Source organism: Micromonospora trifolii (assembly GCF_050516465.1).
Taxonomy (GTDB): Bacteria; Actinomycetota; Actinomycetes; order Mycobacteriales; family Micromonosporaceae; genus Micromonospora; species Micromonospora trifolii.
Window position 1 is genome coordinate 6,258,371 of sequence record NZ_CP191526.1, and the last position, 24,439, is coordinate 6,282,809.

Sequence of the window (24,439 nt, forward strand, 5' to 3'; positions counted from 1 at the left end):
GACCGCCCGTCCTACTGTGCGCTGCGTGACCGACCTACCACAGCAGACGTTCGATGACGCGGCCGCCGTGCTCCGTTCGGCGCTGACCGGCGATGGAGACGCGGTGGTGGGAGCGTTCGACGCGGTCGTCGACCGGGCCGGCCTGAACGGCGCGTACGGCGTCGCCTGGTGCCTGGCCGCGACCATGCTCGGCGACGCGCCGGCGGCCAGCGGAGCGGCGCTCGACTTTCCGGGGATCGATCAGGCCGGGTACGACACCCGCTGGGTTGCCCGCTTCGTCAGTGCGTACGCGAACCGGGACGAACCGACCGGTGAGGCGCTGTTCGGCGCGGCGGCCGCCGACGGGCTGCTCCCCGACTGCCTGCTCACACTCGCCGGCTCGACGATCGCCACCCTGCGCAGCCGCGCCGGGTGACGCGCCGCCGGGTCGCGGCGTCCGTCGGGGGCGGACGCCGCGACCCGCCGGGCCGGTCAGAACGCGTGGTACGCGATCAGCGGTTCGTACTCGTACCGCAGGTTCTCGAAGCGGACCCGGAAGTTGACACCGTCCCGGACGTTGGTCGCCACCGTGATCCAGCCCGAGTTGGCCGGCAGGTAGGTCCAGTAGTTGCAGGCGCTCGTCTTGTCGACGAAGATCACGCACGCCTCGGTGGCGTACACGCTGGCGTTGCGGACGTTGATGTCGCGACAGCGCGTCGTGGTGCGGTACTGGCCGGCCGAGCCGCCGTAGCGGCCGGTCTCGAAGTACGACCGGACCGCCCCGCCGTAACAGGTGGCGAGCGGGGCGAACGCGTTCGGCCCGGAGCTGACCGGCGCGGTCGGTGTGATCGGCTCCGCCTGCGCGGGCGTACCGACGGAGAGCAGTGCGGTGGCCGTGGCGACGGCGAGCAGACGAGCGGTCGGGGATGGCATCCGTTCGTTCCTCCAAACAGTTGACTGACCGTCCGTATTGGACTGATCATCTGACCGTGACGATGATACGTATCGATCGATTGCGGCGTGGCCCCGATGATGTCCGGCCCGTGTGGTAGCTCTGTAGGCATGTCCGAGGCCATGCTCAGCAAGGTGCGCAAGCTGCTGGCCCAGGCCGAGGACCCGGCCTGCACGCCGGCCGAGTCCGCCGCGTTCACCGCCAAGGCGACCGAGTTGATCGCCCGCTACGGCGTCGACCGGGCGCTACTCGCCGCCCGGGACCCGACCACCGACCCGGTCGGTGATCGCGTGCTGGACGTCGTCGCCCCGTACGCCCGAGACAAGGTCGGCCTGCTCGCCGCGGTGGCCGAGCCCCTGCGCTGCCGCTGCGTACGCCGTCGGCAGGGCAACGGCTTCGCCCTACACCTCTTCGGCTTCGCCAGCGACCTGGAACGGGTCGACCTGCTCTTCACCTCACTGCTCGTGCAGGCGGCACACGGCCTGGCCGCCACCGAAGTGCCCGCGGACGACCACCCCGCCGCCTTCCGCCGCTCCTGGCTGGCCGGCTTCGCGGAGGTGGTCGGAGGTCGACTCTGGGCGGCCGAGTCGGCGGCGGCCAGCGAGTCGGGCGCACCGTCGATGGCGCTGGTGCTGGCCGATCGGTCCGACCGGGTGCAGCGCCGGCTCAGCGAGGAGTACCCACGGCTGCGTACGGCACCGCCACGCCGGCTGGGCGGCACCGGCTTCGGCTCGGGGGCAGAGGCCGGCCAACGCGCGAACCTTGGTGGTCGGGACCTCGGCGGGGCCGCTGCCGGTCGGCGGCTCGGCCGCTGACCCGATGGGTCGTCAGGCCGTCGTGGTGGGCCGGTGGCGCGACACCGTGGCGACGTAGCGGGTGAGCAACTCGTGCCAGCCGGCCGTGAGCGCCTTGCGGTAACCCTCGGCAGCCTCGCCGTGCCGGTCGAAGTGCCGGTGCTCCAGCTCGACCCGGGTGCGTTCCGGCCCCTCGGCATGGAACAGCACCTCGACCTCGCTCGCGCGGGCCGGGTCCGGCACCGGCGCCCGGTCGGGGCCGATCTGCCAGACGAACACCAGCCGGCGAGGCGGATCCCAGGTGAGCACCCGACCCCAGTCGGCGCGGAAGCCGTACGGGCCCAACTCGTAGAGCATGCCGCCGGCCCGAGGCTCCATGCCCAGTTCGGCCAGCGCGTCCGGGCCCGACCAGGTGTATTCGGTGACCCACCAGTCGGTCAGCTCGTCGGTGAAGACCGCGAACGCGTGCTCGACGGAGCCCGGGACGAGGAGGCTGCACCGGAGAGAGAACTGGCCGACGTCCTGCCGGATGTCGGCCGGATCAGTCAATTCCTGTCCCATAGGCCCGGACCATACCGGCTGATGCCTCGGTGTGCAGCTTCGCGCGGTGCCCGGTTCCAGACAGAGGGTCGTCGAGTCGTCACGGACGGGATGGCCCGCCGGAAAGCGGGTAACCGCGCCCAACGGCTCGGACGACCGGGCCGGTGTGCAGGTGGGGCGGGAGAGCATGAGCGACAGCGGGCAGCAGCGGGAGCCGGACCGGAACGTCGACAGCGGGAACCCGGACGTCCTGCTCGACATTCCGAAGGTCTCCGTCGACTCCATCCGGCTGGCGGTCGACGGTCTGGAGGCCGACCTGTCGCTGCGGGCCCGGGTGGCCAACCTGCTCCAGGTCGACGCCGGCGTACGCGTGCACCTCAACGGCGGCGAGTTGAACATCGACGGGGTGAACGCCGAGGCGCAGCTGCGGGTGCGGTTGGAGCAGCTGACCCGAATCCTGGGACGCGCGCTCGACACGCTCGACCACAACCCACACATCATCGAGGCGCTCGCACGCACGGCCGGCGCCGCCGTTGACGACGTGAACCGCAGCGCCCAGCAGTTGGCCGCGGGCGCAGCGGAGATCAAGGCATCGAGTCGACGCTCGGACGGCGCACGCGACGAGCCGGGCCGCCAGGTCGGCGCGGCCAGCCCGGTGGCCGACCGCGACCGACTGGCTCCCTCTCGGCCGGATCCAGGTCTACCGGGCCCCGATCGGCCGGGCCCCGATCGGCCGGGCCCCGATCGGCCGGGCCCCGATCGGCCGGGCCCCGATCGGCCGGGTTCCGATCGGCCGGGCCCTGGTCGGCCCGGTACTGGCCGGCCGGATGGGGGTCGGCCGGATGGGGGTCGGTCCGGGGCAGGCCCGGTCGGCTCGGAACGAGGTGCTGGAGGACCCGGGCCGCGAGCTGGCGGCCCGGGGTCAGCTGACCAGGCGCATCCGCAGGGCCCGCAGCCGGAGGCTCGGCGTCCTGAGGGGCCGCATGCGCAGGGCCAGCATCCTCAGGGACGGCAGCCAGATGGACGGCAGCCGGAGGGCCGTGAGCCAAAGGTCGGCGCGCCAGGTGGCAACCGCCCAGAAGGCCAGCGGCACGAGGGACCGCGTCACGACGAGGAGGAGCGGCCCGAAGGCTCGGGCGACGGGAAGCGCCCGGGAGCGGCAGGCAGGGACCAGCAGCGCCCCGAGGGACCGGCGGGAGGGGCGGTCGGGGCGGCCGGGAACCAGCCCGGTCGGTCGGCTGGGCCCAGCCCGAGTCCGTCCGGGCATGACGACGGTGGTCTGCCGGGCGCGGCGCAGGCCGCGGCGCAAAGCGCGGCCCAGAGCGCGGCGCAACTCGCCGAGCAGGCGGGGGAGACGCTGCGACAGGCCGGACGCAGCGTGTGGGAGGCGATCCAGGGCAGCGTGGCGCAGCACCGCCCGCAGGGTCGCCGCGACCACTGACGCCGCGCCATCGTGTGATCGACTCGGTTTCCTTGAAATCGCGGTGTCGCGAGCGCTGGGATACCCCGACATCAGGAAAGTCGAGTCGATCATGTGGTCCGTGGTGCTGCTCGCCTGCGGCAGGGGCCAGGTCAGAAGCGAGAGGGGTCAGGTCAGAAGCCTGGTCCACGCCAGCGGGATCCCAGCACCGCTGCCTCGATGCGGAGCAGCAGGCCAGCGATCACCAGCAGGGCGCCGGCCACGAGAAAATCGCCGCGAGAATTGACGCCGGTCAGGCCCATGACGAAGAGGGCGCCGCCGACAACGGCGCCGAGGGTTCCGATGGTTTCCACGGTCCCGCCAGGCCTCTTGTCCACGGGCGGGAGCGTAGGTGCGGACGATGAACGCGGGTCGACGAGGAGCTGTCGACCAGGGTGTCGGCCCCAAGCGCCGGAAAAAGCAAGATCCCCACCTGCGTTTCCGCTGGTGGGGACCTCTGTAGCCCGGCGAAAGGCTATGTGGCCAGGGGCGGGGTCGAACCGCCGACCTTCCGATTTTCAGTCGGACGCTCGTACCAACTGAGCTACCTGGCCGTGTCGCTCGGCTCATGTTACCCGGCAACCGGACGAACCGGCGGCAAGGCGACCTGCTCCGATACGCAGAACGCCGCGCGAGGCGCGGCGTCAGCGCTGCGGTCCTGACGGGACTTGAACCCGCGACCTCCGCCTTGACAGGGCGGCGAGCACTCCAACTGCTCCACAGGACCTAGCTTGTGTTGCTCCGGCTTGCGCCGGCCTTGCCTTGCTCCGGCTTGCGCCGGTCGTGCCCCCAACGGGATTCGAACCCGTGCTACCGCCTTGAAAGGGCGGCGTCCTGGGCCGCTAGACGATGAGGGCGGCCCCGCCATCATTGCACATTCGCAACTTCAAGCGGACTTGCTCCCATCCGGCCCCGCCGGAGGCTTGGAAAGCATACGTGATGCTCCGTCGGTCGACAAAATCGGTATGGGCAAGGGCTTGGGACGGGCTATAACCGCAGGTCAGAGCGGTTCTAGCGGAGTCGGGTGATGCCGAAGCGCTGCTTCAGGTCGGCGATCAACTTCGGGCATGCGGCGAGTGTCGCGGCCCGATTACCGCCCCCGTCGTGCAGGAGAACGATCGCGCCGGGCCGGGTGGCGGCGTGGACGCGCTTGCCGATCGTGGCCGCGGTCGGCTTGTCCCAGTCCTGCGGGTCGACCGACCAGTGCAGCGGACGCATGCCGAGGTCCTTGGCCACCCCGAGCACCTCCGACGTCCACCGGCCGCCCGGCTGCCGGTAGAACGACACCTTCGCGCCGGGAGCGGCCTTCTGGATGGCCTTGTTGGTGCGGTCCAGGTCGGCCCGGATCTCGCCGACAGGTCGACGGGCAAGATCGAGGTCGTGACGCCAGCTGTGGTTGCAGAGCTGGTGTCCCTCCCGGACGATCCGCCGGACCAACTCCGGGTGCCGCTGCACCTCACGACCGACGACGCAGAAGGTCGCGGTCACCTTGGCGGCCTTCAACTGGTCGAGCACCTTGGGTGTCCAGGCCGGGCTGGGCCCGTCGTCGAACGTCAGGGCCACCGGGCGTACGCCGGTGTTGCGCCCCAGACCGGCGGGGAGCTTGGCCGGCAGCGGCCGCAGTGGCGGCTTGGCCGGCTTGGTGACGCTGGGGTGCGGTGTCGGGGTGGGCGGCGTGGTCGATTCCACCGGCCGTGGAGCGCCGGCGGGTGCGATGGTGCGCTCCGGCTTGGCACAGCCGGAAAGGACCAGCGCCACGGCGAGGACGGACGCCAGGATGGCGCGGGCTTGCATCTGCTCGCTCCCGGAGGGTCGGGGTAGGCGGACCCGCCCGACGGTAGTTCACGCCGCGATCCGGCGACAGTGCGATCAATCACGCCTCGACTGGTCCAGGGAGTCGCGGACGGCGGCGGAGAGCGCGACCGCCTCGGCCAGGTCGACCGGCCGCACCACCCCGGCGGGCAGCGTGTCGGCTCGCCAGCCGGGGCCGGCGGCGAGCACCAGCAACGGGCGTCGGGGGGCGGCGAGCAGCGCGCTGAGTTGGATCGGGTCGGCGGTGGCCCGGGTGTGCGACCAGAGCACCACGGCGGCCGGTCCGGTCCGGTTGACCGCCTCGACGAGAGCGGCCACCGGCACCCGGGCGCCGAGCATCCGGTAGCTGACACCGGCCTCCGCGAGAGCCGCCGCCAACGCCTCCAGCGGCAGGGTGTGCTGTTCCTCGTCGGCGCAGGAGAGCAGGATCCGGGCCGGCCCGGTGGGGACGTTGGCCCGACTGGCCGCCGCGAGCGCCTCCGAGACGCAGCGGGACATCAGGTGTTCCACCTCGATGAGGCCGGCGGTGGCGGCGTGGCGTTCGCCGATGCCGGCGAGCACCGGGCGCAGCAGGCCCTCCCAGGTGGCGACGACCCCGCCAGCGGCCAGGGCGTGCGCGATCGTCTCGCTGATCGCCGCCGCGTCCAGTCGCATGGCGGCCCGGGCCAGCCCGCGGGCCGCCGGGCCGGCGCGGCCGACCGGGATGGAGCCGCCGCCGTCACGGCCGGTCGGGTGGATTCGGGCGAGGGCGGAGGTGCCGGTGCCGTTGGGCATCGGGTCCGGTGCCTGGCGGGCCCAGCGGGCCGCCTCGGCGGGACTCACCCCCTCGGCGGTGAGTCGTCGCATGATCTCGAGGCGGGCCAGGTCGGTGGGTGTGTACCGGCGATGGTGACCGGGGATGTGTTCGCTGGGCCCGAGCCCGTAGCGCTGGTGCCAGGTGCGGAGGGTGGTCACCGCGACCCCCAACCGACGTGCGACCGCGCCCGCGCTCAGCGCCTCATCGACCACCCGACCGCTCCGCCGTGTCATCCGCCGACGAACCGGGCGGCGTCATGGCCGGGCCGGTTGCGCCCGACCGGGATTCCGAGGGGCGTAGCAGCCGGTTCACCACCCCGCCCAGCCAGGGCGCGTACGACCGGGGGTCGACCTTCAACTCGGCCTCCAGCGCGGTGGGGTCGGCCCACCGCAGCTCGGCCACCTCGTCCGGGTCGGGCAGTAGCGGAGCGCTGGGCAGGAACTCGCCTCGCAGTACGTGGTCGTACTCGAACTCGACCCGACCGGTCGCCGGGTCCTCGGCGTAGTAGACGTAGATGCCGACCTCGGTCAGTTCGACCGGGCCCGCGCCCAACTCCTCGCCCAACCGTCGGTTGGCCGCCTCGGCGAGCGACTCCCCGGGCTGGGGGTGGCCGCAGCAGGAGTTGGCCCAGCGCAGCGGGAACCGGGTCTTGACGGCGGCTCGGCGCTGGAGCAGCACCTGGCCGTCCGGGTTCACCAGCAACACCGAGAAGGCCCGGTGCAGCTGCCCCGGCGGTTGGTGCGCGGCCGCCACGGTCGTCTCGCCGTGGGCCGTGCCGGTCTCGTCGACGAGTTCGACGAGGTGCTTCTCGCGGCTGCTCATCGACCTTCTCCGGTGATCCGGCCGGCGGCGAGCTTGCCGGAGATGAGCACCATCGGCACGCCGACGCCGGGTTGGGTCCCGGAGCCGACGAAGACCACGTTCGACAGGTCGCGGTGCAGGTTGGACGGGCGGAACGGGCCGGTCTGGAAGAGCGTGTGCGCGGCGGCGAACGGGGTGCCGGCGGCCATCCCCTGCTCCTCCCACTCGGCGGGGGTGATCGCCCGGAGCACCTCGACCCCGGCGCCGAAGCCGACGTAGCCGCGCTCCTCCAGGGTGCCGATCAGCTGGTCGGTGTAGCGCTGGGTCAGGTCGCCGCGCCACTCGAACGGCGCCCGGTGCAGGTTGGGCACCGGGGCGAGCACGTAGTAGGTGTGTCGGTCCGGCGGGGCCACCGCAGGGTCGGTCCGGCTCGGGTTGGTCACCAGCAGCGACGGATCGGTCATCAGCTCGCCCCGTCGGATGACCTCATCGAAGGTGCCCTTCCACGCGCGTCCGAAATGGATGTTGTGATGGGCGATCTTCGCATAGGCCTGTCGGGAGCCGACGTGCAGAACGACGCAGGACGGCGAGTAGGTGAGCCGGCGCTGCGGCGCGGCGGGGAGCAGGTCCCGGTAGGCGACCGGCAGGTCGGGGTTGAGCACCACCACGTCCGCCGGCACCAGGTCGCCGTCGGCGGTGAGCACGCCGGTGGCGCGGCCGTTCACGGTCTCCACCCGGGTCACCGTGGTGTCGTACCGGATCTGCACGCCGTGCTTCTCGGCCGCGCCGGCCATCGCCTTGGAGACCGCGTGGATGCCACCGCGCGGGAAGTAGACCCCGGCCACCGAGTCGAGATACGCGATGACCGCGTAGATGGCCAGCGCATCGTGCGGCGCGAGGCCGGCGTACATCGCCTGGAAGGAGAAGATCCGCTGGGTACGCGGGTCCCGGAAGAACTGGTTGATCTTCGTTTGGAGGCGTCGGAAAGCCCCGCCGCTGAGCAGCTTGAGCAGGTTGCCGGTGATCAGGTCAGTCGGCGCGTCCAGGTTGCGCTCGATGAAATCGGTGCGCTCCAGCCGCCACAGCTCCCGCGCGTACTCGACGAACCGCAGATAGCCGTCGGCCTCCCGAGGTCCGCAGACGCGGGAGATCTCGGCCGCCATCCGGGTGGTGTCGGTGAGCACGTCGAGGGTCGAGCCGTCCGGGTAGTACGCCCGGTAGGCGGGGTCGAGCGGGGTCAGGTCCAGCCAGTCGTGCAGCTCCTCGCCGACCGCGCCGAGCGCCTCGGCGATCAGGTCGGGCATCGTGAGCACGGTCGGGCCGGTGTCGAACTCGTAGCCGTCCACGCTTAGGCGTCCGGCCCGCCCGCCGGGCACCGGCTCGCGCTCCAGCACTGTCACCTGTCGACCGCTGCCGGCCAGGTGCAGCGCGCAGGCCAGCCCGCCCAGCCCGGCCCCGACGACCACCACCCGGTCCGTCCGTCCTGTCACCGTCCGCACGTGACCACCTCCTTGCTCAAGTCGCTCATCAGGCCCGCCGGTTGGCAGCGGCGGTGGCCAGCCCGGTCAGCGCGGTCCGCGCCGTCTGGTCCACGGGTGCGGCGTCGAGCGCGGCCAGCGCGTCGCTGACCCGCTCGGCGATCATCTGCTCCACGCGGGTCACCGCGCCGGTCTCGGCGACCAGCCCGGCGAGCGTGTCGACCGGCCCGTCGGCGGCTCGCTCCAACGCCGTGAGCTGGGCCGGCGTGGCCAGCTCACGGGCCAGCATGAGTAGCGTGGTCGGCTTGCCGGTGCGGAGGTCGTCCCCGGCCGGCTTGCCGGTGGCCGCCGGGTCGCCGTAGACGCCGAGCAGGTCGTCGCGGAGCTGGAACGCTTCGCCGACAGCCAGGCCATAGCGGGTGTACGCGGAGACCAGCGGGTCGTCGGCGGGCACCCCGGCCAGGCAGGCACCGAAGAGCAGTGGTCGCTGGACGGTGTAGCTGGCGGTCTTGTAGCGGGCCACCCGTAGCGCCCGGTCGACCGACCAGCTGCCCGGGTCGTTCTCGCCGAGCACGTCGAGATACTGCCCGGCGACCGTCTCCACCCGCATCTGGTCGTAGCAGCGGCGCACCTCGAAGAGCCGTGTCGACGGCACCGAGGCGTGGGCCAGCAACTGGTCGGCCCAGACCATGCAGAGGTCGCCGATGAGCACGGCGACGGCCTCACCGAACCGGCCGGGATCACCTCGGTGGCCGGCGGCGACGTGCTGTTCGGCGAGCGCGACGTGCGCGGTGGGACGGCCGCGGCGGGTGGTGGACGCGTCCATCACGTCGTCGTGCACCAGCGCGAAGGTGTGCAGCAGCTCCAGCGCGGCCAGCGCGGGCAGCACGGGTGGCAGCGCCGCGGTGCCACCGACGGCCCCGCGCCACCCCCAGTAGGCGAACGTGGACCGGATCCGCTTGCCGCCGGTCAGGACGGCCTCCCGCGCGGTGGCGGCGAAGCTGCCCATCGACGCGTCGATGTCGTTGAGGGTGTCGACCTCGGCGGTGAGGAAGGTGTCCAGGGTCTCGTCGACCGCCGTGACCAGATCGTGGGTATAAGCGGCCAGAACGGCGCGGACCGGATCGTCCCCGTCCCCCGGCCCTGTCGGCGCCACGCGGGTCACGTTGCCCGCAACTGCGTCGTTGGCCATGCGGCTGAGCGTACCCTAGGCTACGAGTTGCGTCGATTGGTGCGTCGATAATGAGGAGGGCCGGTGGAAACTGATCTCACCGCTGCCTATGACCGGTGCCGTGAGCTGCACAAACGCCACGGCCGCACCTACTATCTCGCCACCCGCCTGCTCCCCGCTTGGAAACGACGACATGTGCACGCCCTCTACGGGTTCACCCGGTACGCGGACGAGATCGTCGATCGCACCGAGGACCTGCCGCCGGCCGAGCGCGCCGCCCTGCTGGATCACTGGGCCAGCCAGTTCGTGGCAGGTCTGCACGGTGCGCCCGTCGACGACCCACTGTTGCCGGCCGTGCTGCACACGATCGCCGTCTTCGATCTCGACCGGGACGACTTTGCGTCGTTTCTGAAGAGCATGGCGATGGACCTGACCGTCACCGCGTACCCGACCTACGACCACCTGCTCGACTACATGGAGGGATCGGCGGCGGTCATCGGGACCATGATGCTGCCGATCCTGGGCAGCTCCGACCCGGTGGCGGCCCGGGAGCCGGCCCGTCAGCTCGGCTTCGCCTTCCAACTCACCAACTTCATCCGGGACGTCGCCGAGGACCTCGACCGGGGCCGCACCTACCTGCCCGACGAGGACATGGCGAAGTTCGGGGTCACCCGCGAGGAGTTGGCCGAGGCCCGCGCCCGGGGCCGCGTCACCCCCCGGATCCGCGAGTTGATCGAGTACGAGGTGACCCGCGCCCAGGCGCACTACGCCGCCGCCGCACCGGGCATCACCATGCTGGCGCCCGCCTCGCAGGCCTGCATGCGCACCGCGTACGCGCTCTACGGCGGCATCCTCGACGAGGTGGCCGCGCAGGACTACGACGTCTTCGTCCGGCGGGCCCTGGTGCCGCAGCGGCGACGGATGGCGGTGGCCGCACGGGCCCTGCTCAGCTCGACCGGTACCCCGGTCGTCATCCCCGGGCCGACGATCCACCCGGAGAGCCGGTGACCGCGAGCACGGCGATCGTGCTCCTCACCCGCGACCTGCGGGTGCACGACCACCCGGCGCTGGCCACCACCTGTGCGGCCTTCGACCAGGTGGTGCCGCTGTACGTGCTCGACCCGGCGCTGGCCGACCTCTCCGCCAACCGCACCCGCTTCCTGCACCAGGCCCTCGCCGACCTGCGCGATCAACTCCGCGAGCGTGGCGGCGACCTGGTGGTCCGGCACGGCGACCCGGTGGCCGAGACGATCCGGCTGGCCGACGAGGTCGGGGCCACCGCCGTCGCGCTCTCGGCCGACGTCAGCTACTACGCCGGCCGCCGGGAGCGGCGACTACGCGCCGAGTGCGAGCGGCACCGGCTGCACCTGCGACTGTTTCCCGGGCTGACAGTGGTCGAGCCGGGCGCGTTGCGGCCCGGTGGCGGCGGTGACCACTACCGGGTGTTCAGCCCGTACCACCGGGCCTGGGCGGCCAACCGGTGGCGCGAGGAGTTGGCCGCGCCGCGCCGGATCGCGCTGCCCGACCGGGTACGCGTGGGCCGGCTACCGGCGCTGCCGGCCGGCGACTCGCCCGACGCGGCCAGCGGTGGCGAGCGGATCGCCCGGCAGCGGCTCACCGACTTCCTGCCCGACCTGCCCCGGTACGGCGATCAGCACGACGACATGGCCGGCGACGACACTTCCCGACTCAGCCCGTATTTGCGCTTCGGCTGTGTGTCGCCGCTGGCGGTGGCGAACCGCGCCGGGGACCGGTCCGGCCCGTTCGTCCGGCAGCTCTGCTGGCGGGACTTCTACTACCAGGTCACCGCCGCCTTCCCGGAGATCTCGACCGCGGCGTACCGGCGGGGTGCCACCGAGCAGTGGCGCTACGACGACGACGCGTTGGCGGCCTGGGCCGAGGGACGCACCGGGATGCCGATCGTCGACGCCGGGATGCGGCAGCTGCGGGCCCAGGGCTGGATGCACAACCGGGCCCGGCTGATCACCGCCGGCTATCTGACCAAGCACCTCGGGCAGGACTGGCGGTCCGGGGTGGCGGTCTTCTTCCGCTGGCTGCTCGACGGGGACGTGGCGAACAACTCCGGCAACTGGCAGTGGGTCGCCGGCACCGGCAACGACACCAAGCCCTACCGGGGGTTCAACCCGGTCCGGCAGGCCGAACGGTACGACCCGGACGGCGACTACGTGCGCCGGTGGGTGCCGGAGCTGGCGAGGGTGCAGGGCAAGGCCATCCACCAACCGTGGAAGCTGCCCGAGGCCCTGCGCCAGACGCTCGACTACCCACCGCCCCTCTCGGTGCCGGGCACCGACCCCGTCTGGCTGCGCTGATCACAGCACCGAGTGCAACGCCTCGACCAGCTCGTCCACCCGGTCGTGCTCGGCGAGGTGCGCCGTGGCGTACGCGAAGGTGTAGCCGCGCTCGGGGTCGGCCCACGCGCTGCTGCCGCCGATGCCGCCCATGCCCCAGCTGCCGTCCGGCTCCCGCTGCATGCCCAGCGTCCAGTGGGCGTCGCGGTCCAACACCAGGTCCGGCCCGTCGTACTGGACCCGGGTCGCCTCCGCCACCAGCTCCGGGCTGAACAGCCGGATCCCGTCCAGGACGCCACCGGCCAGCAGACCGGCGTAGAGCCGGGCCAGGCTGGGCGCGGTGGCGTGCAGGTTGACGGCGGGCATCTCGGCGCCCCGCCACAGCGGGCTGTTCAGTACGGCCAGGTCCAGCCCGCCGGCCGGGTTGCCCAGCGCCCGCGCCCGCAGCGACCCCGGTTCGCCGAGCTTCCGGCTCGGCCACTGTGGGTCGCCGTACCGCAGGTTCGCGCAGCGCAGCTGGTCCGCCTCGCTCAGCCCGAAGCCGAGGTCGAGCTGCCACCGGTCGGCGATCTCCTCGGCCAGGAACCGGCCCACCGACCGTCCGTCGACGCGGCGGACCAACTCGCCCACCAGATGCCCGTACGTCCAGGCGTGTTCCCCGGCGACCGAGCCCGGCGACCACTCGGGGTCGGCGGCGGCCAGGTCGCCGGCCAGCAGCGCCCAGTCGGCGACCGCGGCGGCCGGTCGGGGCACCGGGAAGGCCGGCAACCCGGCGGTGTGCGACAACACCTGACGCACCGTGGCGGGTGTGCGGAACTCCGGCCAGTACCGGTCCACGGGAGCGTCGAGATCGACAGTTCCCCGGTCGACGAGCAGCAACAGGCAGAGCGCGGCCACCGGCTTGCCCACCGAGTAGACGTTCACCAGGGTGTCCGGCAGCCACGGCTCGCCGCCAGGCCCGTGGCCGCTGCGGGAGCCGCCGACCAGGTCCACGACCGGCCGCCCGTCGTACCAGATGGTCAGGGCCGCGCCGGTTTCCCGGCCGGAGGCGAACAGGTCGTGGAAGCAGTCCCGGACCGGAGCGAAGCGTGCGTGCATCCGGCCACGGTAGGCGTCCGGGCCGGTGCGCGTGCCCACTTTTCCGCCGACCCCGGTGGTTGGGGTGGTGCCGCTGGGGGATGCTGTTCGGTGTGGCGGAGCCGGAGCTGGTGGATGTGGTCGTGGTCGGGCTCGGGGTCGGTGGCGAGGAGGTGGCCGAGCGACTTGCCGAGGCCGGCCTGAACGTCGTCGGCGTCGAACGGGATCTCGTCGGCGGGGAGTGCCCGTACTGGGGCTGCATCCCGAGCAAGATGATGATCAGAGCCGCCAACGCTCTCGCCGAGGCTCGCCGGGTCGACGGGCTCGCCGGGACGGCGCAGGTCCAGCCGGACTGGGCGCCGGTGGCGAAGCGGATCCGCGAGGAAGCCACCGACACCTGGGACGACACGGTCGCGGCGGAGCGGTTCGTCGGCAAGGGCGGCCGGCTCGTGCGGGGCAGCGGCCGGCTCGACGGTCCGCGCCGGGTTCGCGTCGGTGACCAGGTGTTCGAGGCCCGGCACGGGGTGGTGCTGGGCACCGGTACCCGTCCGTCGGTGCCGCCGATCGACGGCCTGGCCGACACGCCGTACTGGACCAACCACCAGGCGATCGAGGTCGAGGAGCTGCCGGAGTCGCTGCTCGTGCTCGGCGGCGGCGCGATCGGCCTGGAGTTGGCGCAGGTCTTCGCCCGCTTCGGGGTCCGGGTCACAGTGGTCGAGGCGCTCGACCGGGTGCTGGCCATCGAGGAACCCGAGGCGTCCGAGGTCGCCGCCGCGGCGCTGCGCGCCGACGGCGTGGAGATCCACACCGGGGTACGCGCCGAACGGGTCGAGCACGACGGGACCAGGTTCACACTGCGCGGTGGCGGCGGCGCGGAGTTCACCGCCGACCGGCTGCTGGTGGTGACCGGGCGCAAGGCCCACCTCGCCGAGCTGGGCCTGGACACCATCGGCCTGGACGCCAGCCAGCGTTTCCTTCCGGTCGACGACCGTCTGCACGTCACCGACCACGTCTGGGCGGTCGGCGACATCACCGGCGAGGGTGCCTTCACCCACATTGCCATGTACCAGGCGGGGATCGTGATCGCCGACATCCTGGCCCGAGCCCGGCAGGCGGAGGCGGGGGCGGACGCCAGTGGCACCTCCAGCGTGGTCGGCGGAGCGATGGGCGCGTCCAGTTCGCTGGCCGCCAGCGGATCGAGCGGGTCGGCCGGCACCGTCCCGCGAGCCGACTACCGCGCGCTGCCCCGGGTGACCTTCACCGACCCCGAGATCGGCGCGGTCGGGCTCACCGAGCAGCAGGCCCGCGAGCGCGGCATCAACGTGCAGGTCGGTTTCACCAAACTCGGCAGCTCGACCCGAGGCTGGATCCACCGGGTCGGCGACGACGGTTTCATCAAGCTCGTGGCGGACGCCGACCAGGGCGTGCTGATCGGCGCGACCTCGGCCGGGCCGGCCGGCGGCGAGGTGCTGTCCGCACTGGTGGTGGCGGTGCACGCGGCGGTGCCGCTGAGTCAGCTCCGGCACATGATCTACGCGTACCCGACCTTTCACCGGGCCATCGAAACCGCCCTACGCGACCTGTCCTGACCTCAGCCCGGCCGGCATGATCCACTCGCGTTTCAGGAAGTCGCGCGGCAGCCGGCCAGCAAACGACGGGCAATTTGCTGTTCATTTCTTTCATTCAGGTGACGTACGATTGCGACCGTGACCAAGCGGTTGACTGAAGTTGCCAAGAAGGCGGGCGTCAGCGAGGCCACCGTCAGCCGGGTGCTCAACGGCCGCGACGGGGTCTCCGAGGCGACCCGCACCGCCGTGCTGACGGCACTGGACGTGCTCGGTTACGAGCGGCCGACCAAGCTGCGTGGCGAACGCGCCCGGCTGGTCGGGCTGGTGCTGCCCGAGTTGCAGAACCCGATCTTCCCGGCGTTGGCCGAGGTCGTCACCGGCACTCTCGCCCAGCGCGGCTACACCCCGGCGCTCTGTGCCCGGACCATCGGCGGGGTCTCCGAAATGGACTACGTGGAGATGCTCCTCGACCACCAGGTCTCCGGGGTGATCTTCGCTGGTGGCTCGTACGCGCTCGCCGACGCTCGGCACGACCACTACCGTCGGCTGACCGACCGAGGGCTTCCGGTCGTGCTGGTGAACGCGGGTGTGGACGAGCTGGGTTTCCCCCGGGTCTCCACTGACGACGCGGTGGCGGTGGAGCAGGCGTACGGGCACCTGCGCTCGCTCGGGCACGAACGGATCGGCATGGTGCTCGGCCCGGAGGGGCATGTGCCGTCGCGGCGCAAGCTCGACGCGATGATGAAGGCAGCCGGTTGGGACGAGGGCGACGCCGAGTGCGTCGAGCGTTCCAGCTTCTCGATGGAGGGTGCACGGGTCGCCGCGACGAAGTTGGTCGAGCGGGGCGTGACCGGCATCATCTGCGCCAGCGACGTGCTCGCGCTGGGCACGATCCGCGCGGCCCGGCGGCTGGGTCGTTCGGTGCCGGCCGACGTGTCGGTGGTGGGTTTCGACGACTCCGCTTTCATGACGTGCACCGACCCGCCGTTGACCACGGTGCGGCAGCCGATCGAGACGATGGGGCAGGCCGCCGTGGATCTGCTGGTCACCCAGATCGAGGGTGCCGGCGTCCTTCAGGACGAGTTGCTGTTCGAGCCGGAGTTGGTGGTGCGGGGTTCCACCGCGCCCGCCCCCGGCCGCTAGGCACCACACCGAACGACGCTTCGGCCGTCGACCGCATCTCGCGGTCGGCGGCCGTTTTCGTCGTTGCTCGTCACGGTCGCCATCGACCAAGCCGAATGATCGGCCATAAGGGATCAATAGCCGGCAAACCGGCCTGCTTTCAGAGGTTTGCCAACATCTGTCGTCATCGCGTCGTGTCCTTTCGGAACAGGGTCGATACCTTGCCGAAATGAGTCGGCCTCGCTACAGTGACTCCACTCACACCTGGCTCCGACGCAGCTACTGGGCGTCAGGTCGTATCACCGCAGATCAGCGAAGGTCATTGGAGACACCCGTTCCCGAAGGGATGGACAGATGTCCGTACCGCAATACCGAAAGGCTGCGGCGGTTGCGCTCGTGGCCGGCCTGGGGCTCAGCCTCACGGCATGCTCCACGAAGAGCGACGACAAGGGCTCGACCGCAGGCGGCAAGGTCACCATCACGGTCGACTGCCAGCCGGTCGGTGCCCAGAAAGAGCTGTTGAAGAACTGGAACGACGACGTCGCCGAGTTCCAGAAGCAGAACCCGGACATCACCATCAAGAGCGTCAGCGTCGGCGAGCAGTGCAACAACCCGCCGGACTTCACCGCCCGCCTCGCCGGCGGCACCGTGACCGACGTCTTCTACGGGTACATGACCGATCTCCAGCAGGTGCTCGACTCCGGTCAGGCGATGGACATCAGTCAGCAGGTCAACAAGGACACGATCTCGACCTGGGACAGCGTCGACCCGGCGCTCAAGGAGGTCTTCACCGACGGCGGCAAGCTCTACGCCGTTCCGGTGAAGAACTACTCGATGGGCCTGGTCTACAACAAGGCCCTGTTCCAGCAGGCCGGGCTGGACGTGAACAACCCGCCGAAGACCTGGGCCGAGGTCCGGGCCGCCGCCAAGAAGATCTCCGCGCTCGGCAACGGCATCGCCGGCTACTCGGAGTACAGCGCCGGCAACACCGGTGGCTGGCACTTCACCTCCCTGCTCTACTCGCAGGGCGGCCAGGTGCTGACCGAGGACGGCAAGAAGGCCGACTTCAACAACGCCATGGGCAAGCAGGTCCTGCAGAACCTCAAGGACATGCGCTACGGCGACAACAGCATGGGCGCCCGTCAGCTGCTCCAGTGGGGCGACCTGCTGACGAACGCCGGCGCGGGCAAGGTCGGCATGTTCATCGGCGCGCCGGACGCCACCCAGGCGATCGTCAGCCAGTTCCAGGGCAAGTTCCAGGACTGGGCGATGGCTCCGCTGCCCGGCCAGGACGGCGCGGCCAAGGGGACGCTCGGTGGTGGCGAGGGCTACTTCTTCAAGAAGGACCTCACTCCCGAGCAGGTCAAGGCCGGTCTGAAGTGGATCGCGTACCAGAAGCTCACCCCGGGCAAGGGCCAGTTCGACTACGTCCGGGCCAAGCCGCAGAACTACCCGGTGGGTCTGCCCCAGCCGCTGCTCTTCGCCAACGGCAGTGACGCGCAGAAGCAGGAGCTGGAGCTGCGTAAGGCGAACGCGAACGTCGACACGGCGAACTTCGCGCTCTTCGAGGCGACCCCGGTTCCGATCAAGGGTGAGCCGCGCAACGCCCAGGCGGTCTACGCGGTGCTCGACGCCGCGATGTCGGGTGTGCTGACCAACCCGAACTCGAACATCGACGCACTGCTCAAGACCGCCGAGGAGAAGGTCAACCAGCTCCTCGCCGCCGAGAGCTGACCGATCGTGTGGGGGTCGGGACGCCGACCCGACCCCCACGCCACTCGCACCGCATCTCGACGTCACCGACTCACCCAGGAGTTGCCTTGGCGATCACCACCGTCCCGGAGACCCCCAGGAAACCGGGCCGCCCGCCGTCGCCGTACTCGGCGAGGCCGCAGCGCACGAGCCTCGGCCGCAAGGTACGGGACAATCTCACCGGTCACGCGTTCCTGATCGGGGCGGTGCTCTGCTTCGTCGTCTTCTCCTGGTACCCGATGGTCCGCGGCATCATCATGAGCTTCCAGCGGACCCGGCGCGGCGAGACCAGCTGGGTGGGCTGGGACAACTACTCCCGCATCATCGCCGACCCCAGCTTCTGGACGGCCTGGCAGAACACGTTCTACTTCACCGTCCTGGCGCTGGCCCTCGGGTACGTGGTGCCGTTCTTCGTGGCGATCCTGCTCAACGAGTTCCGCCACGCCAAGGGGTACCTGCGGATCCTGGTCTACCTGCCGGTGATGCTGCCGCCGGCCTCGGCGCTGTTCCTCTTCAAGTTCTACGCGTACGACCCCAGCGAGGCCGGGCTCTTCAACGCGATCCTCAAGGCACTGCACCTGCCCACCTCGCAGTGGATGCAGTCGCCGGAGATGACGATGCCGGCGATGGTGCTCGCGTCGACCTGGATGAACATGGGCGGCGCGGTGCTGATCTACCTGGCGTCGTTGCAGAACATCCCCGGCGAGCTGTACGAGGCGGCGGAGCTCGACGGCGCCGGGATCTGGCGCCGGATCGTCCACGTGACGATCCCGCAGACCCGGTTGATCCTCGCGCTCCTGGCGATGTTGCAGATCGTCGCCACCATGCAGCTCTTCATCGAGCCACTGATCCTCGCCAACGGCGCGGGCGCGGAGGACTCGGCGACCTCGGTGGCGTACCTCATCTACCAGCACGGGTTCTTCCAGAACGATCTCAACGGCGCCGCCGCCCTGGGCGTGATCATGCTCGTGGTGCTGGCCGGCTTCTCCGCCGTGTACGTGCGGCTGACTGCGAAACAGGACTAGGACGGCGAGGAATGGCACAGGATTCCGGAACCCGGACCCTCATCTCCCAATCCCAGCTCCGCCGGGGGCGCGGTCGGGTCATCTACTGGACGCTGCTGGTAGTGGTCGTGGCGGGGTTCACGCTCGTCTTCCTCGGGCCGCTCTACTGGATGGTCACCGGCGCGCTCAAGTCCGGCCAGGAGATCGCGCAGACCCCACCGTCGCTGTTCCCCAAGGACCCGCAGCCGCAGAACTACATCGACGCGTGGAACAACCTGGCCCTCGCCAAGCTGCTGTTCAACACCTTCTACTACGCCATCGGCGCGGTGCTGTTCCAACTCGTCTTCGACACCGCCGCCGCGTACTCGCTGTCCAAGCTTCGACCGATCTTCGGCAACGTGATCCTCGCCCTGATGCTGGGGACGCTGATGATCCCGGCGATGGTCCTCATCGTTCCGCAGTACGTGACCGTGATCGACCTGCCGATCGTGCACATCAACCTGCTGGACTCGCCTTTCGCGATCTGGTTGCCCCTGGTCGCCAACGCGTTCAACATCTTCCTGTTGAAGCGGTTCTTCGACTCGATCCCCGAGGAGCTGATGGCGGCCGCCCTCATGGACGGGGCGACGTCGCTGCGCACGCTCTGGTCGATCATCCTGCCGCTGTCGCGCCCCATCCTCGGCGTCGTCTCGATCTTCGCCGTGACGGCGGTCTGGAAGGACTTCCTCTGGCCGAAGCTGGTCATGCCGTCGCCCGAGACCCGGACGGTCAGCGTCGGCATCTACGCCTTCGCGGGCGGCACACCGATGAACGTGGTGATCGCCGCCTCGGTCATCGCCGCGATCCCGACTGTCATCATCTTCCTGATCTTCCAGCGGAACATCATGTCCGGTCTGACCACGGGCAGCATCAAGGGATAGCGACCACCGGTCCTCCCGCGCGGCGAACAACGACCGTTCGCCCGATACATATCTAGGTCCGGCGAACCCGCCGACGTACTGACGCAGAAAGCAGGTGCTCGTGTCCACAGCTGACAGAAGTCCGTGGTGGCGTGGAGCCGTGATCTACCAGGTGTATCCCCGGAGCTTCGCCGACGGTAACGGCGACGGCATCGGTGACATCGCCGGCATCCGGTCCCGGCTGAACCACCTGTCCGCGCTCGGCGTCGACGCGATCTGGTTCAGCCCCTGGTACCCGTCCCCGATGGCCGACGCAGGCTACGACGTCTCCGACTACCGCGACATCGACCCGGTCTTCGGCACCCTGGCCGAGGTGGAGGCGCTGATCGCGGAGGCGCACGCGCTGGGCATCCGGACCATCGTCGACGTGGTGCCCAACCACTGCTCCGACGCGCACCCCTGGTTCCAGGCCGCGCTCGCCGGCGGACCCGGCGCGCCCGAACGGGACCTGTTCTGGTTCCGACCCGGCCGGGGTCCCAACGGCGACGAACGACCCACCGACTGGATCGGCGAGTTCGGCGGCGAGACCTGGACCCGCACCACCAACCCGGACGGCACCCCCGGCGACTGGTACCTGCACCTGTTCGCCCCCCAGCAGCCGGACTTCAACTGGGACCACCCCCGGGTGCGGGAGGAGTTCGAGGACATCCTGCGGTTCTGGTTCGACCGGGGCGTGGACGGCATCCGGATCGACTCGGCCGGGCTCCTGGTCAAGGACGGGACGCTGCCCGAGGTCCGCGAGGACCAACCGCACCCGTTCCACGACCTCGACGGCGTGCACGACATCTACCGGGGCTGGCGTCGGGTCGCCGACGAGTACGCCGACCGGGCGCTGATCGGTGAGGTGTGGCTGCCGGACCGGCAGCGGTTCGCCAACTACCTGCGCCCGGACGAGCTGCACGCCGCGTTCAACTTCGACTTCCTCGGCTGCGCCTGGGACGCCGCGGCGCTGCGGGAGAGCATCGACGGGACGCTGAGCGCGCACGCGCCGGTCAACGCGCCGGCCACCTGGGTGCTCTCGAACCACGACGTCACCCGGCACGTCACCCGCTACGGTCGCGCGGACACCCGGTTCAGCTTCGCGGCCAAACGCGAGGGCACCCCCACCGACCTGGAGCTGGGCACCCGCCGGGCCCGCGCCGCCGCGCTGCTCTCGCTGTCGCTGCCCGGTGCCGCCTACGTCTACCAGGGCGAGGAGCTGGGCCTCTACGAGGTCGAGGACATTCCGTACGCGATGCGGCAGGACCCGATGTGGGAGCGGTCCGGCCGGGTCGACCCCGGTCGGGACGGCTGCCGCGTACCGCTGCCGTGGGCCGGGGACGAGCCGCCGTTCGAGTTCAGCCCCGAGGGTGCCGCGGCGCCCTGGCTGCCGCAGCCGGCCGACTGGAAGGACCGGACGGCCAGCGCGCAGACCGGCGACTCGGCCTCGATGCTGGAGCTGTACCGGGCGGCGATCCAGGCCCGAAAGGCCGACCCGTCGCTCGGTGACGGCGAGCTGACCTGGTTGCCCGCCCCGGACGGGGTGCTGGCGTTCAACCGCGGCGGTGGCTTCACCTGCCTGGTCAACCTCTCCGCCGCGCCGGTGCCGATGCCAGCTCGGGGGGAGTTGCTGCTGGCCAGCGGGCCGCTCGACGACGGGTTGCTGCCGTCCGACACAGCGGTCTGGCTGCGTACCGCCGAATCCACCGACGGGCCGCGCGGGGCGGACGGCCCGGCCTGACCTGACTCTGCTCGCCGTGGTGCCGGCGGCCCGTCCCGGTCGCCGGCACCACGCCACCAAGAAGGGAGAACCGAGGGGGGACGCGCGACACCGCACCGACACGGGGGGATCTGGCCTGCCTGACGAAAGGGAGAGCGCAGCTCATGGCCAACCACACCACCGGCACCCCGCACCACCTTCGACACCCGGCCCGGGCAGGGTTGGCCGCCATCGCCGCCACCCTGCTCGCCGCCACAACGGTCACCGCCCTCGCGGTCACCGGCACCGCGACCCCGGCCTCGGCGGCGGGGTTGTCCCCCTTCGACATCCCCAACCGGGGCGCCACAGTTCCGTTCGTCGAGCAGGAGGCGGAGGAGACCGCCCACAACGGCACGAAGATCGGCCCGGACCGGCGCTATGGCACGTTGCCGTCAGAGGCGTCCGGCCGGGAGGCGGTCACCCTCGACGCCGTCGGCGAGTACGTCGAGTTCACCCTCACCGCCCCGGCCAACGCGGTCACCTTCCGCTACAGCCTGCCGGACAGCCCGGCCGGCACCGGCCGTGACGCCGCCATCGACCTGCGGGCCAACGGGGCGCTGCTGAAGTCGGTCCCGGTCACGTCGAAGTACGGCTGGTACTACGGCGGATACCCGTTCAACAACAACCCGGGCGACACCAACCCGCACCACTTCTACGACGAGACCCGGGCGCTGTTCGGCAGCACCCAGCCGGCCGGCACGAAGATCCGGCTCCAGGTTTCCTCGACCGCGCAGTCGCCCACGTTCACCATCGACCTGGCCGACTTCGAGCTGGTCGCCCCGGCGATCACGAAGCCCTCCGGTGTGCTCGACGTGGTCACCGACTTCGGTGCCGACCCGAGTGGCGCGACCGACTCGACGGCGAAGTTCCAGGCGGCGGTCGACGCCGGCAGGGCCCAGGGCCGGGCGGTCTGGATCCCGACCGGCACCTTCACCCTCTGGGACCACGTGGTGGTCGACGGGGTGACACTGCGTGGCGCCGGCCCCTGGTATTCGGTGCTCGGCGGCCGGCACCCCACCGAGCGGAACAGGTCCGTCGGCATCTACGGCAAGTACGTCCCCGGTGGCGGCTACACCGGCCCGGTCCGCGCGCACGAGGCGAACGGGCCCAGCCGCAACGTCACGCTGCGGGACTTCGCCATCATCGGCGACATCCGCGAGCGGGTCGACGACGACCAGGTCAACGCACTGGGCGGGGCGATGACCAACTCGGTGGTCGACAACCTCTGGCTGGAGAACACCAAGGTCGGGGCGTGGATGGACGGCCCGATGGACAACTTCACCATCCGCAACAGCCGGATCCTGGACCAGACCGCGGACGGGGTGAACTTCCACACCGGGGTGACCAACTCGACGGTGACGAACACGTTCGTCCGCAACACCGGCGACGACGCGTTGGCGATGTGGGCGCAGAGCGTGCCGAACGTCAACAACTCCTTCACCCACAACACCATCGGGGTGACCCTGCTGGCGAACCACCTGGTCAGCTACGGCGGTCGGGACATCAAGATCACCGACAACGTGACGGCCGATTCGCTGACCAACGGCGGCGGCATCCACGTCGCGAACCGCTACCCCGGCGTGCAGGGCGCCACCGGCGTCCAGGGCACCTGGACGATCGCCCGTAACACGTTGATCCGTAACGGCAACTCGGACTACAACTGGAACTTCGGTGTCGGCGCGATCTGGTTCTCCGCGCTCAACGAGGCGTTCCAGAACCCCACCATCAACATCACCGACACCGACATCCTGGACAGCTCGTACGCGGCGCTGCACTGGATCGAGGGCCAGACCAACGGGATCAACCTCAACAACGTACGGATCGACGGCGCCGGCACGTACGCGCTCCAGGTCCAGGCGAACAGCCAGGTGTCCTTCACCAACGTGCGGGCCACCAACATCGCGCAGAGCAACCCGATGCACAACTGCGTGGGCGCCGGCTTCCAGATCACCCAGGGCTCGGGCAACTCCGGCTGGTACACCCCGACCCCGTACTGCGGCCCGTGGCCGAACCCCCAGTGGGGCGGTGGACCCACCTCGCCGCCGCCGACCACCCCACCGCCCACCACGCCGCCCCCGACCACCCCGCCCCCGACCAGCGGAAACCTGGCGCTGGGCCGGTCGACGACCGCGACCAGCACCAACCAGAGCTACACGGCCGCCAACGTGGTGGACGGCAACGCGTCGACGTACTGGGAGAGCGCCAACAACGCCTTCCCCCAGTCGGTCACCATCGACCTGGGCGCGTCCCGGTCGGTCGACCGGGTGGTACTCAAGCTGCCCAGCGGTTGGGAGCAGCGCACCCAGACCCTGTCGGTGCTCGGCTCCACCGACGGCTCGTCGTACAACACGCTGGCGTCGTCCGCCGGTCGGGTCTTCGCCCCCGGCGCGGGCAACACCGTGTCGATCGGGCTGCCCTCCGGTGACCGCCGCTACATCCGGGTCACCGTCACCGGCAACACCGGCTGGCCGGCCGCGCAACTCTCCGAGGTCGAGGTGTACGGCGGCACCCAGACCACGCCGCCGCCCACCACACCGCCCCCGACCACGCCGCCCCCGACCACGCCGCCGCCCAGCGGCAACCTGGCGGCCGGGCGGTCGATCACCGAGACCAGCCACTCCGACGTGTACGCCGCCCCCAACGCGGTGGACGGCGACGCGAACACCTACTGGGAGAGCGCCAACAGCGCGTTCCCGCAGTCGCTGACGGTGGACCTGGGCACCAATCGGACGGTGTCCCGGGTCGTGCTGAAGCTCCCACCGTCGTCGGCCTGGCAGACGCGTACGCAGACGCTGGCGGTGCTCGGCTCCACGAACGGCTCGACGTTCAGCACGCTGAAGGCGTCCGCCGGCTACAGCTTCAACCCGGCCAGCGGCAACACGGTCACCGTGACCTTCACGGCGACCACCCAGCGGTACCTGCGGCTGACCGTCACCGGCAACAGCGGCTGGCCAGCCGGCCAGCTCAGCGAGTTCGAGGTCTACTCCAGCTAGGTCGGTTGCCCCGGCGCAACGCCGCGCCGGCCGTCCGACCCCGTCCCCAACCCGCACCGTCCCCCACCTGTCGCGGAACGACGGGCGTACCCCTGCACCCGTCCCCGGGCAACGCACACACACCCACCCCCGAAA

Annotated in this window: 21 protein-coding genes and 3 tRNA genes; 12 read left to right on the forward strand and 12 right to left on the reverse strand. The window is 70.9% G+C overall.

Annotated features, from left to right (window positions below):
- The first annotated feature begins 25 nt into the window (after window positions 1–25).
- Window positions 26–415: a hypothetical protein gene (locus ACQRWP_RS29155; RefSeq protein WP_210784162.1), complete on the forward strand. Its 390-nt coding sequence runs from the start codon at window positions 26–28 to the stop codon at window positions 413–415.
- A 56-nt stretch (window positions 416–471) separates the two neighbouring features.
- Here the strand turns inward: ACQRWP_RS29155 and ACQRWP_RS29160 are convergent, their stop codons facing one another.
- Window positions 472–912, reverse strand: a complete 441-nt coding sequence (locus ACQRWP_RS29160; RefSeq protein WP_430499318.1) for a hypothetical protein — start codon at window positions 910–912, stop codon at window positions 472–474.
- A 129-nt stretch (window positions 913–1,041) separates the two neighbouring features.
- Between ACQRWP_RS29160 and ACQRWP_RS29165 the strand changes: the two genes are divergently transcribed.
- On the forward strand, window positions 1,042–1,746 hold the full coding sequence (locus ACQRWP_RS29165) for a DUF2786 domain-containing protein (RefSeq protein ID WP_430499320.1): 705 nt from the start codon (window positions 1,042–1,044) through the stop codon (window positions 1,744–1,746).
- 12 nt (window positions 1,747–1,758) lie between these two features.
- Here ACQRWP_RS29165 and ACQRWP_RS29170 read toward each other — a convergent pair whose 3' ends face one another.
- Window positions 1,759–2,286, reverse strand: coding sequence for an SRPBCC family protein (locus ACQRWP_RS29170; protein ID WP_238678737.1), 528 nt, complete (start codon window positions 2,284–2,286; stop codon window positions 1,759–1,761).
- 166 nt (window positions 2,287–2,452) lie between these two features.
- Between ACQRWP_RS29170 and ACQRWP_RS29175 the strand changes: the two genes are divergently transcribed.
- Window positions 2,453–3,706 (forward strand): hypothetical protein, encoded by a 1,254-nt coding sequence (locus ACQRWP_RS29175; protein ID WP_430499322.1) that lies wholly within the window; start codon window positions 2,453–2,455, stop codon window positions 3,704–3,706.
- A 152-nt stretch (window positions 3,707–3,858) separates the two neighbouring features.
- Here the strand turns inward: ACQRWP_RS29175 and ACQRWP_RS29180 are convergent, their stop codons facing one another.
- The 9 genes from ACQRWP_RS29180 to ACQRWP_RS29220 all read right to left on the reverse strand — a co-directional run bounded on the left by ACQRWP_RS29180 (window position 3,859) and on the right by ACQRWP_RS29220 (window position 9,803).
- Window positions 3,859–4,062 (reverse strand): hypothetical protein, encoded by a 204-nt coding sequence (locus tag ACQRWP_RS29180; protein WP_430499324.1) that lies wholly within the window; start codon window positions 4,060–4,062, stop codon window positions 3,859–3,861.
- A gap of 142 nt (window positions 4,063–4,204) precedes the next feature.
- Window positions 4,205–4,278 (reverse strand) — tRNA-Phe (locus ACQRWP_RS29185).
- A gap of 99 nt (window positions 4,279–4,377) precedes the next feature.
- Window positions 4,378–4,451, reverse strand: a tRNA-Asp gene (locus ACQRWP_RS29190).
- Between the two features lie 57 nt (window positions 4,452–4,508).
- Window positions 4,509–4,581: transfer RNA gene (locus tag ACQRWP_RS29195), tRNA-Glu, on the reverse strand.
- A 154-nt stretch (window positions 4,582–4,735) separates the two neighbouring features.
- The gene (locus tag ACQRWP_RS29200; protein ID WP_430499326.1) at window positions 4,736–5,518 is read right to left on the reverse strand and encodes a polysaccharide deacetylase family protein; all 783 of its coding nucleotides are present in this window, start codon (window positions 5,516–5,518) and stop codon (window positions 4,736–4,738) included.
- Window positions 5,519–5,593: 75 nt separating this feature from the next.
- Window positions 5,594–6,544: a MerR family transcriptional regulator gene (locus ACQRWP_RS29205; RefSeq protein ID WP_430503324.1), complete on the reverse strand. Its 951-nt coding sequence runs from the start codon at window positions 6,542–6,544 to the stop codon at window positions 5,594–5,596.
- Complete coding sequence (gene idi / locus ACQRWP_RS29210) at window positions 6,534–7,154, reverse strand: isopentenyl-diphosphate Delta-isomerase (RefSeq protein ID WP_430499327.1); 621 nt, start codon at window positions 7,152–7,154, stop codon at window positions 6,534–6,536. Before idi ends, ACQRWP_RS29205 begins: the two co-directional genes overlap by 11 nt.
- Window positions 7,151–8,632 (reverse strand): phytoene desaturase family protein, encoded by a 1,482-nt coding sequence (crtI, locus tag ACQRWP_RS29215; protein WP_430499329.1) that lies wholly within the window; start codon window positions 8,630–8,632, stop codon window positions 7,151–7,153. Before crtI ends, idi begins: the two co-directional genes overlap by 4 nt.
- Window positions 8,633–8,660: 28 nt before the next feature.
- Entirely contained in the window at window positions 8,661–9,803 is a 1,143-nt protein-coding gene (locus ACQRWP_RS29220) for a polyprenyl synthetase family protein (RefSeq protein WP_430499331.1), read from the reverse strand.
- 63 nt (window positions 9,804–9,866) lie between these two features.
- Between ACQRWP_RS29220 and ACQRWP_RS29225 the strand changes: the two genes are divergently transcribed.
- Both ACQRWP_RS29225 and ACQRWP_RS29230 read left to right on the forward strand, forming a co-directional pair.
- Window positions 9,867–10,790: a phytoene/squalene synthase family protein gene (locus ACQRWP_RS29225; RefSeq protein WP_430499333.1), complete on the forward strand. Its 924-nt coding sequence runs from the start codon at window positions 9,867–9,869 to the stop codon at window positions 10,788–10,790.
- Window positions 10,787–12,112: a cryptochrome/photolyase family protein gene (locus ACQRWP_RS29230; protein WP_430499335.1), complete on the forward strand. Its 1,326-nt coding sequence runs from the start codon at window positions 10,787–10,789 to the stop codon at window positions 12,110–12,112. Before ACQRWP_RS29225 ends, ACQRWP_RS29230 begins: the two co-directional genes overlap by 4 nt.
- Here ACQRWP_RS29230 and ACQRWP_RS29235 read toward each other — a convergent pair whose 3' ends face one another.
- Window positions 12,113–13,189, reverse strand: coding sequence for a serine hydrolase domain-containing protein (locus ACQRWP_RS29235; RefSeq protein WP_430499337.1), 1,077 nt, complete (start codon window positions 13,187–13,189; stop codon window positions 12,113–12,115).
- An 80-nt stretch (window positions 13,190–13,269) separates the two neighbouring features.
- On the opposite strand from ACQRWP_RS29235, the gene ACQRWP_RS29240 reads away from it, so the two are divergent.
- The 7 genes from ACQRWP_RS29240 (at window position 13,270) to ACQRWP_RS29270 (ending at window position 24,304) form a co-directional block, all read left to right on the forward strand.
- On the forward strand, window positions 13,270–14,757 hold the full coding sequence (locus ACQRWP_RS29240) for a dihydrolipoyl dehydrogenase family protein (RefSeq protein WP_430499339.1): 1,488 nt from the start codon (window positions 13,270–13,272) through the stop codon (window positions 14,755–14,757).
- A 117-nt stretch (window positions 14,758–14,874) separates the two neighbouring features.
- Window positions 14,875–15,879 carry a LacI family DNA-binding transcriptional regulator gene (locus tag ACQRWP_RS29245; RefSeq protein ID WP_430499341.1) on the forward strand — a complete coding sequence of 335 codons (1,005 nt, stop codon included), beginning with the start codon at window positions 14,875–14,877 and terminating at the stop codon, window positions 15,877–15,879.
- A 333-nt stretch (window positions 15,880–16,212) separates the two neighbouring features.
- Window positions 16,213–17,592, forward strand: a complete 1,380-nt coding sequence (locus ACQRWP_RS29250) for an ABC transporter substrate-binding protein (protein WP_430499343.1) — start codon at window positions 16,213–16,215, stop codon at window positions 17,590–17,592.
- Between the two features lie 86 nt (window positions 17,593–17,678).
- Window positions 17,679–18,635, forward strand: coding sequence for a carbohydrate ABC transporter permease (locus tag ACQRWP_RS29255; protein WP_430499345.1), 957 nt, complete (start codon window positions 17,679–17,681; stop codon window positions 18,633–18,635).
- 11 nt (window positions 18,636–18,646) lie between these two features.
- Window positions 18,647–19,534, forward strand: a complete 888-nt coding sequence (locus ACQRWP_RS29260; protein ID WP_430499347.1) for a carbohydrate ABC transporter permease — start codon at window positions 18,647–18,649, stop codon at window positions 19,532–19,534.
- 139 nt (window positions 19,535–19,673) lie between these two features.
- Complete coding sequence (locus ACQRWP_RS29265) at window positions 19,674–21,293, forward strand: glycoside hydrolase family 13 protein (RefSeq protein ID WP_430499349.1); 1,620 nt, start codon at window positions 19,674–19,676, stop codon at window positions 21,291–21,293.
- Between the two features lie 143 nt (window positions 21,294–21,436).
- A complete protein-coding gene (locus ACQRWP_RS29270) occupies window positions 21,437–24,304 on the forward strand; it encodes a discoidin domain-containing protein (protein WP_430499351.1) in 2,868 nt (955 codons plus the stop codon).
- The last annotated feature ends 135 nt before the right edge of the window (window positions 24,305–24,439 follow it).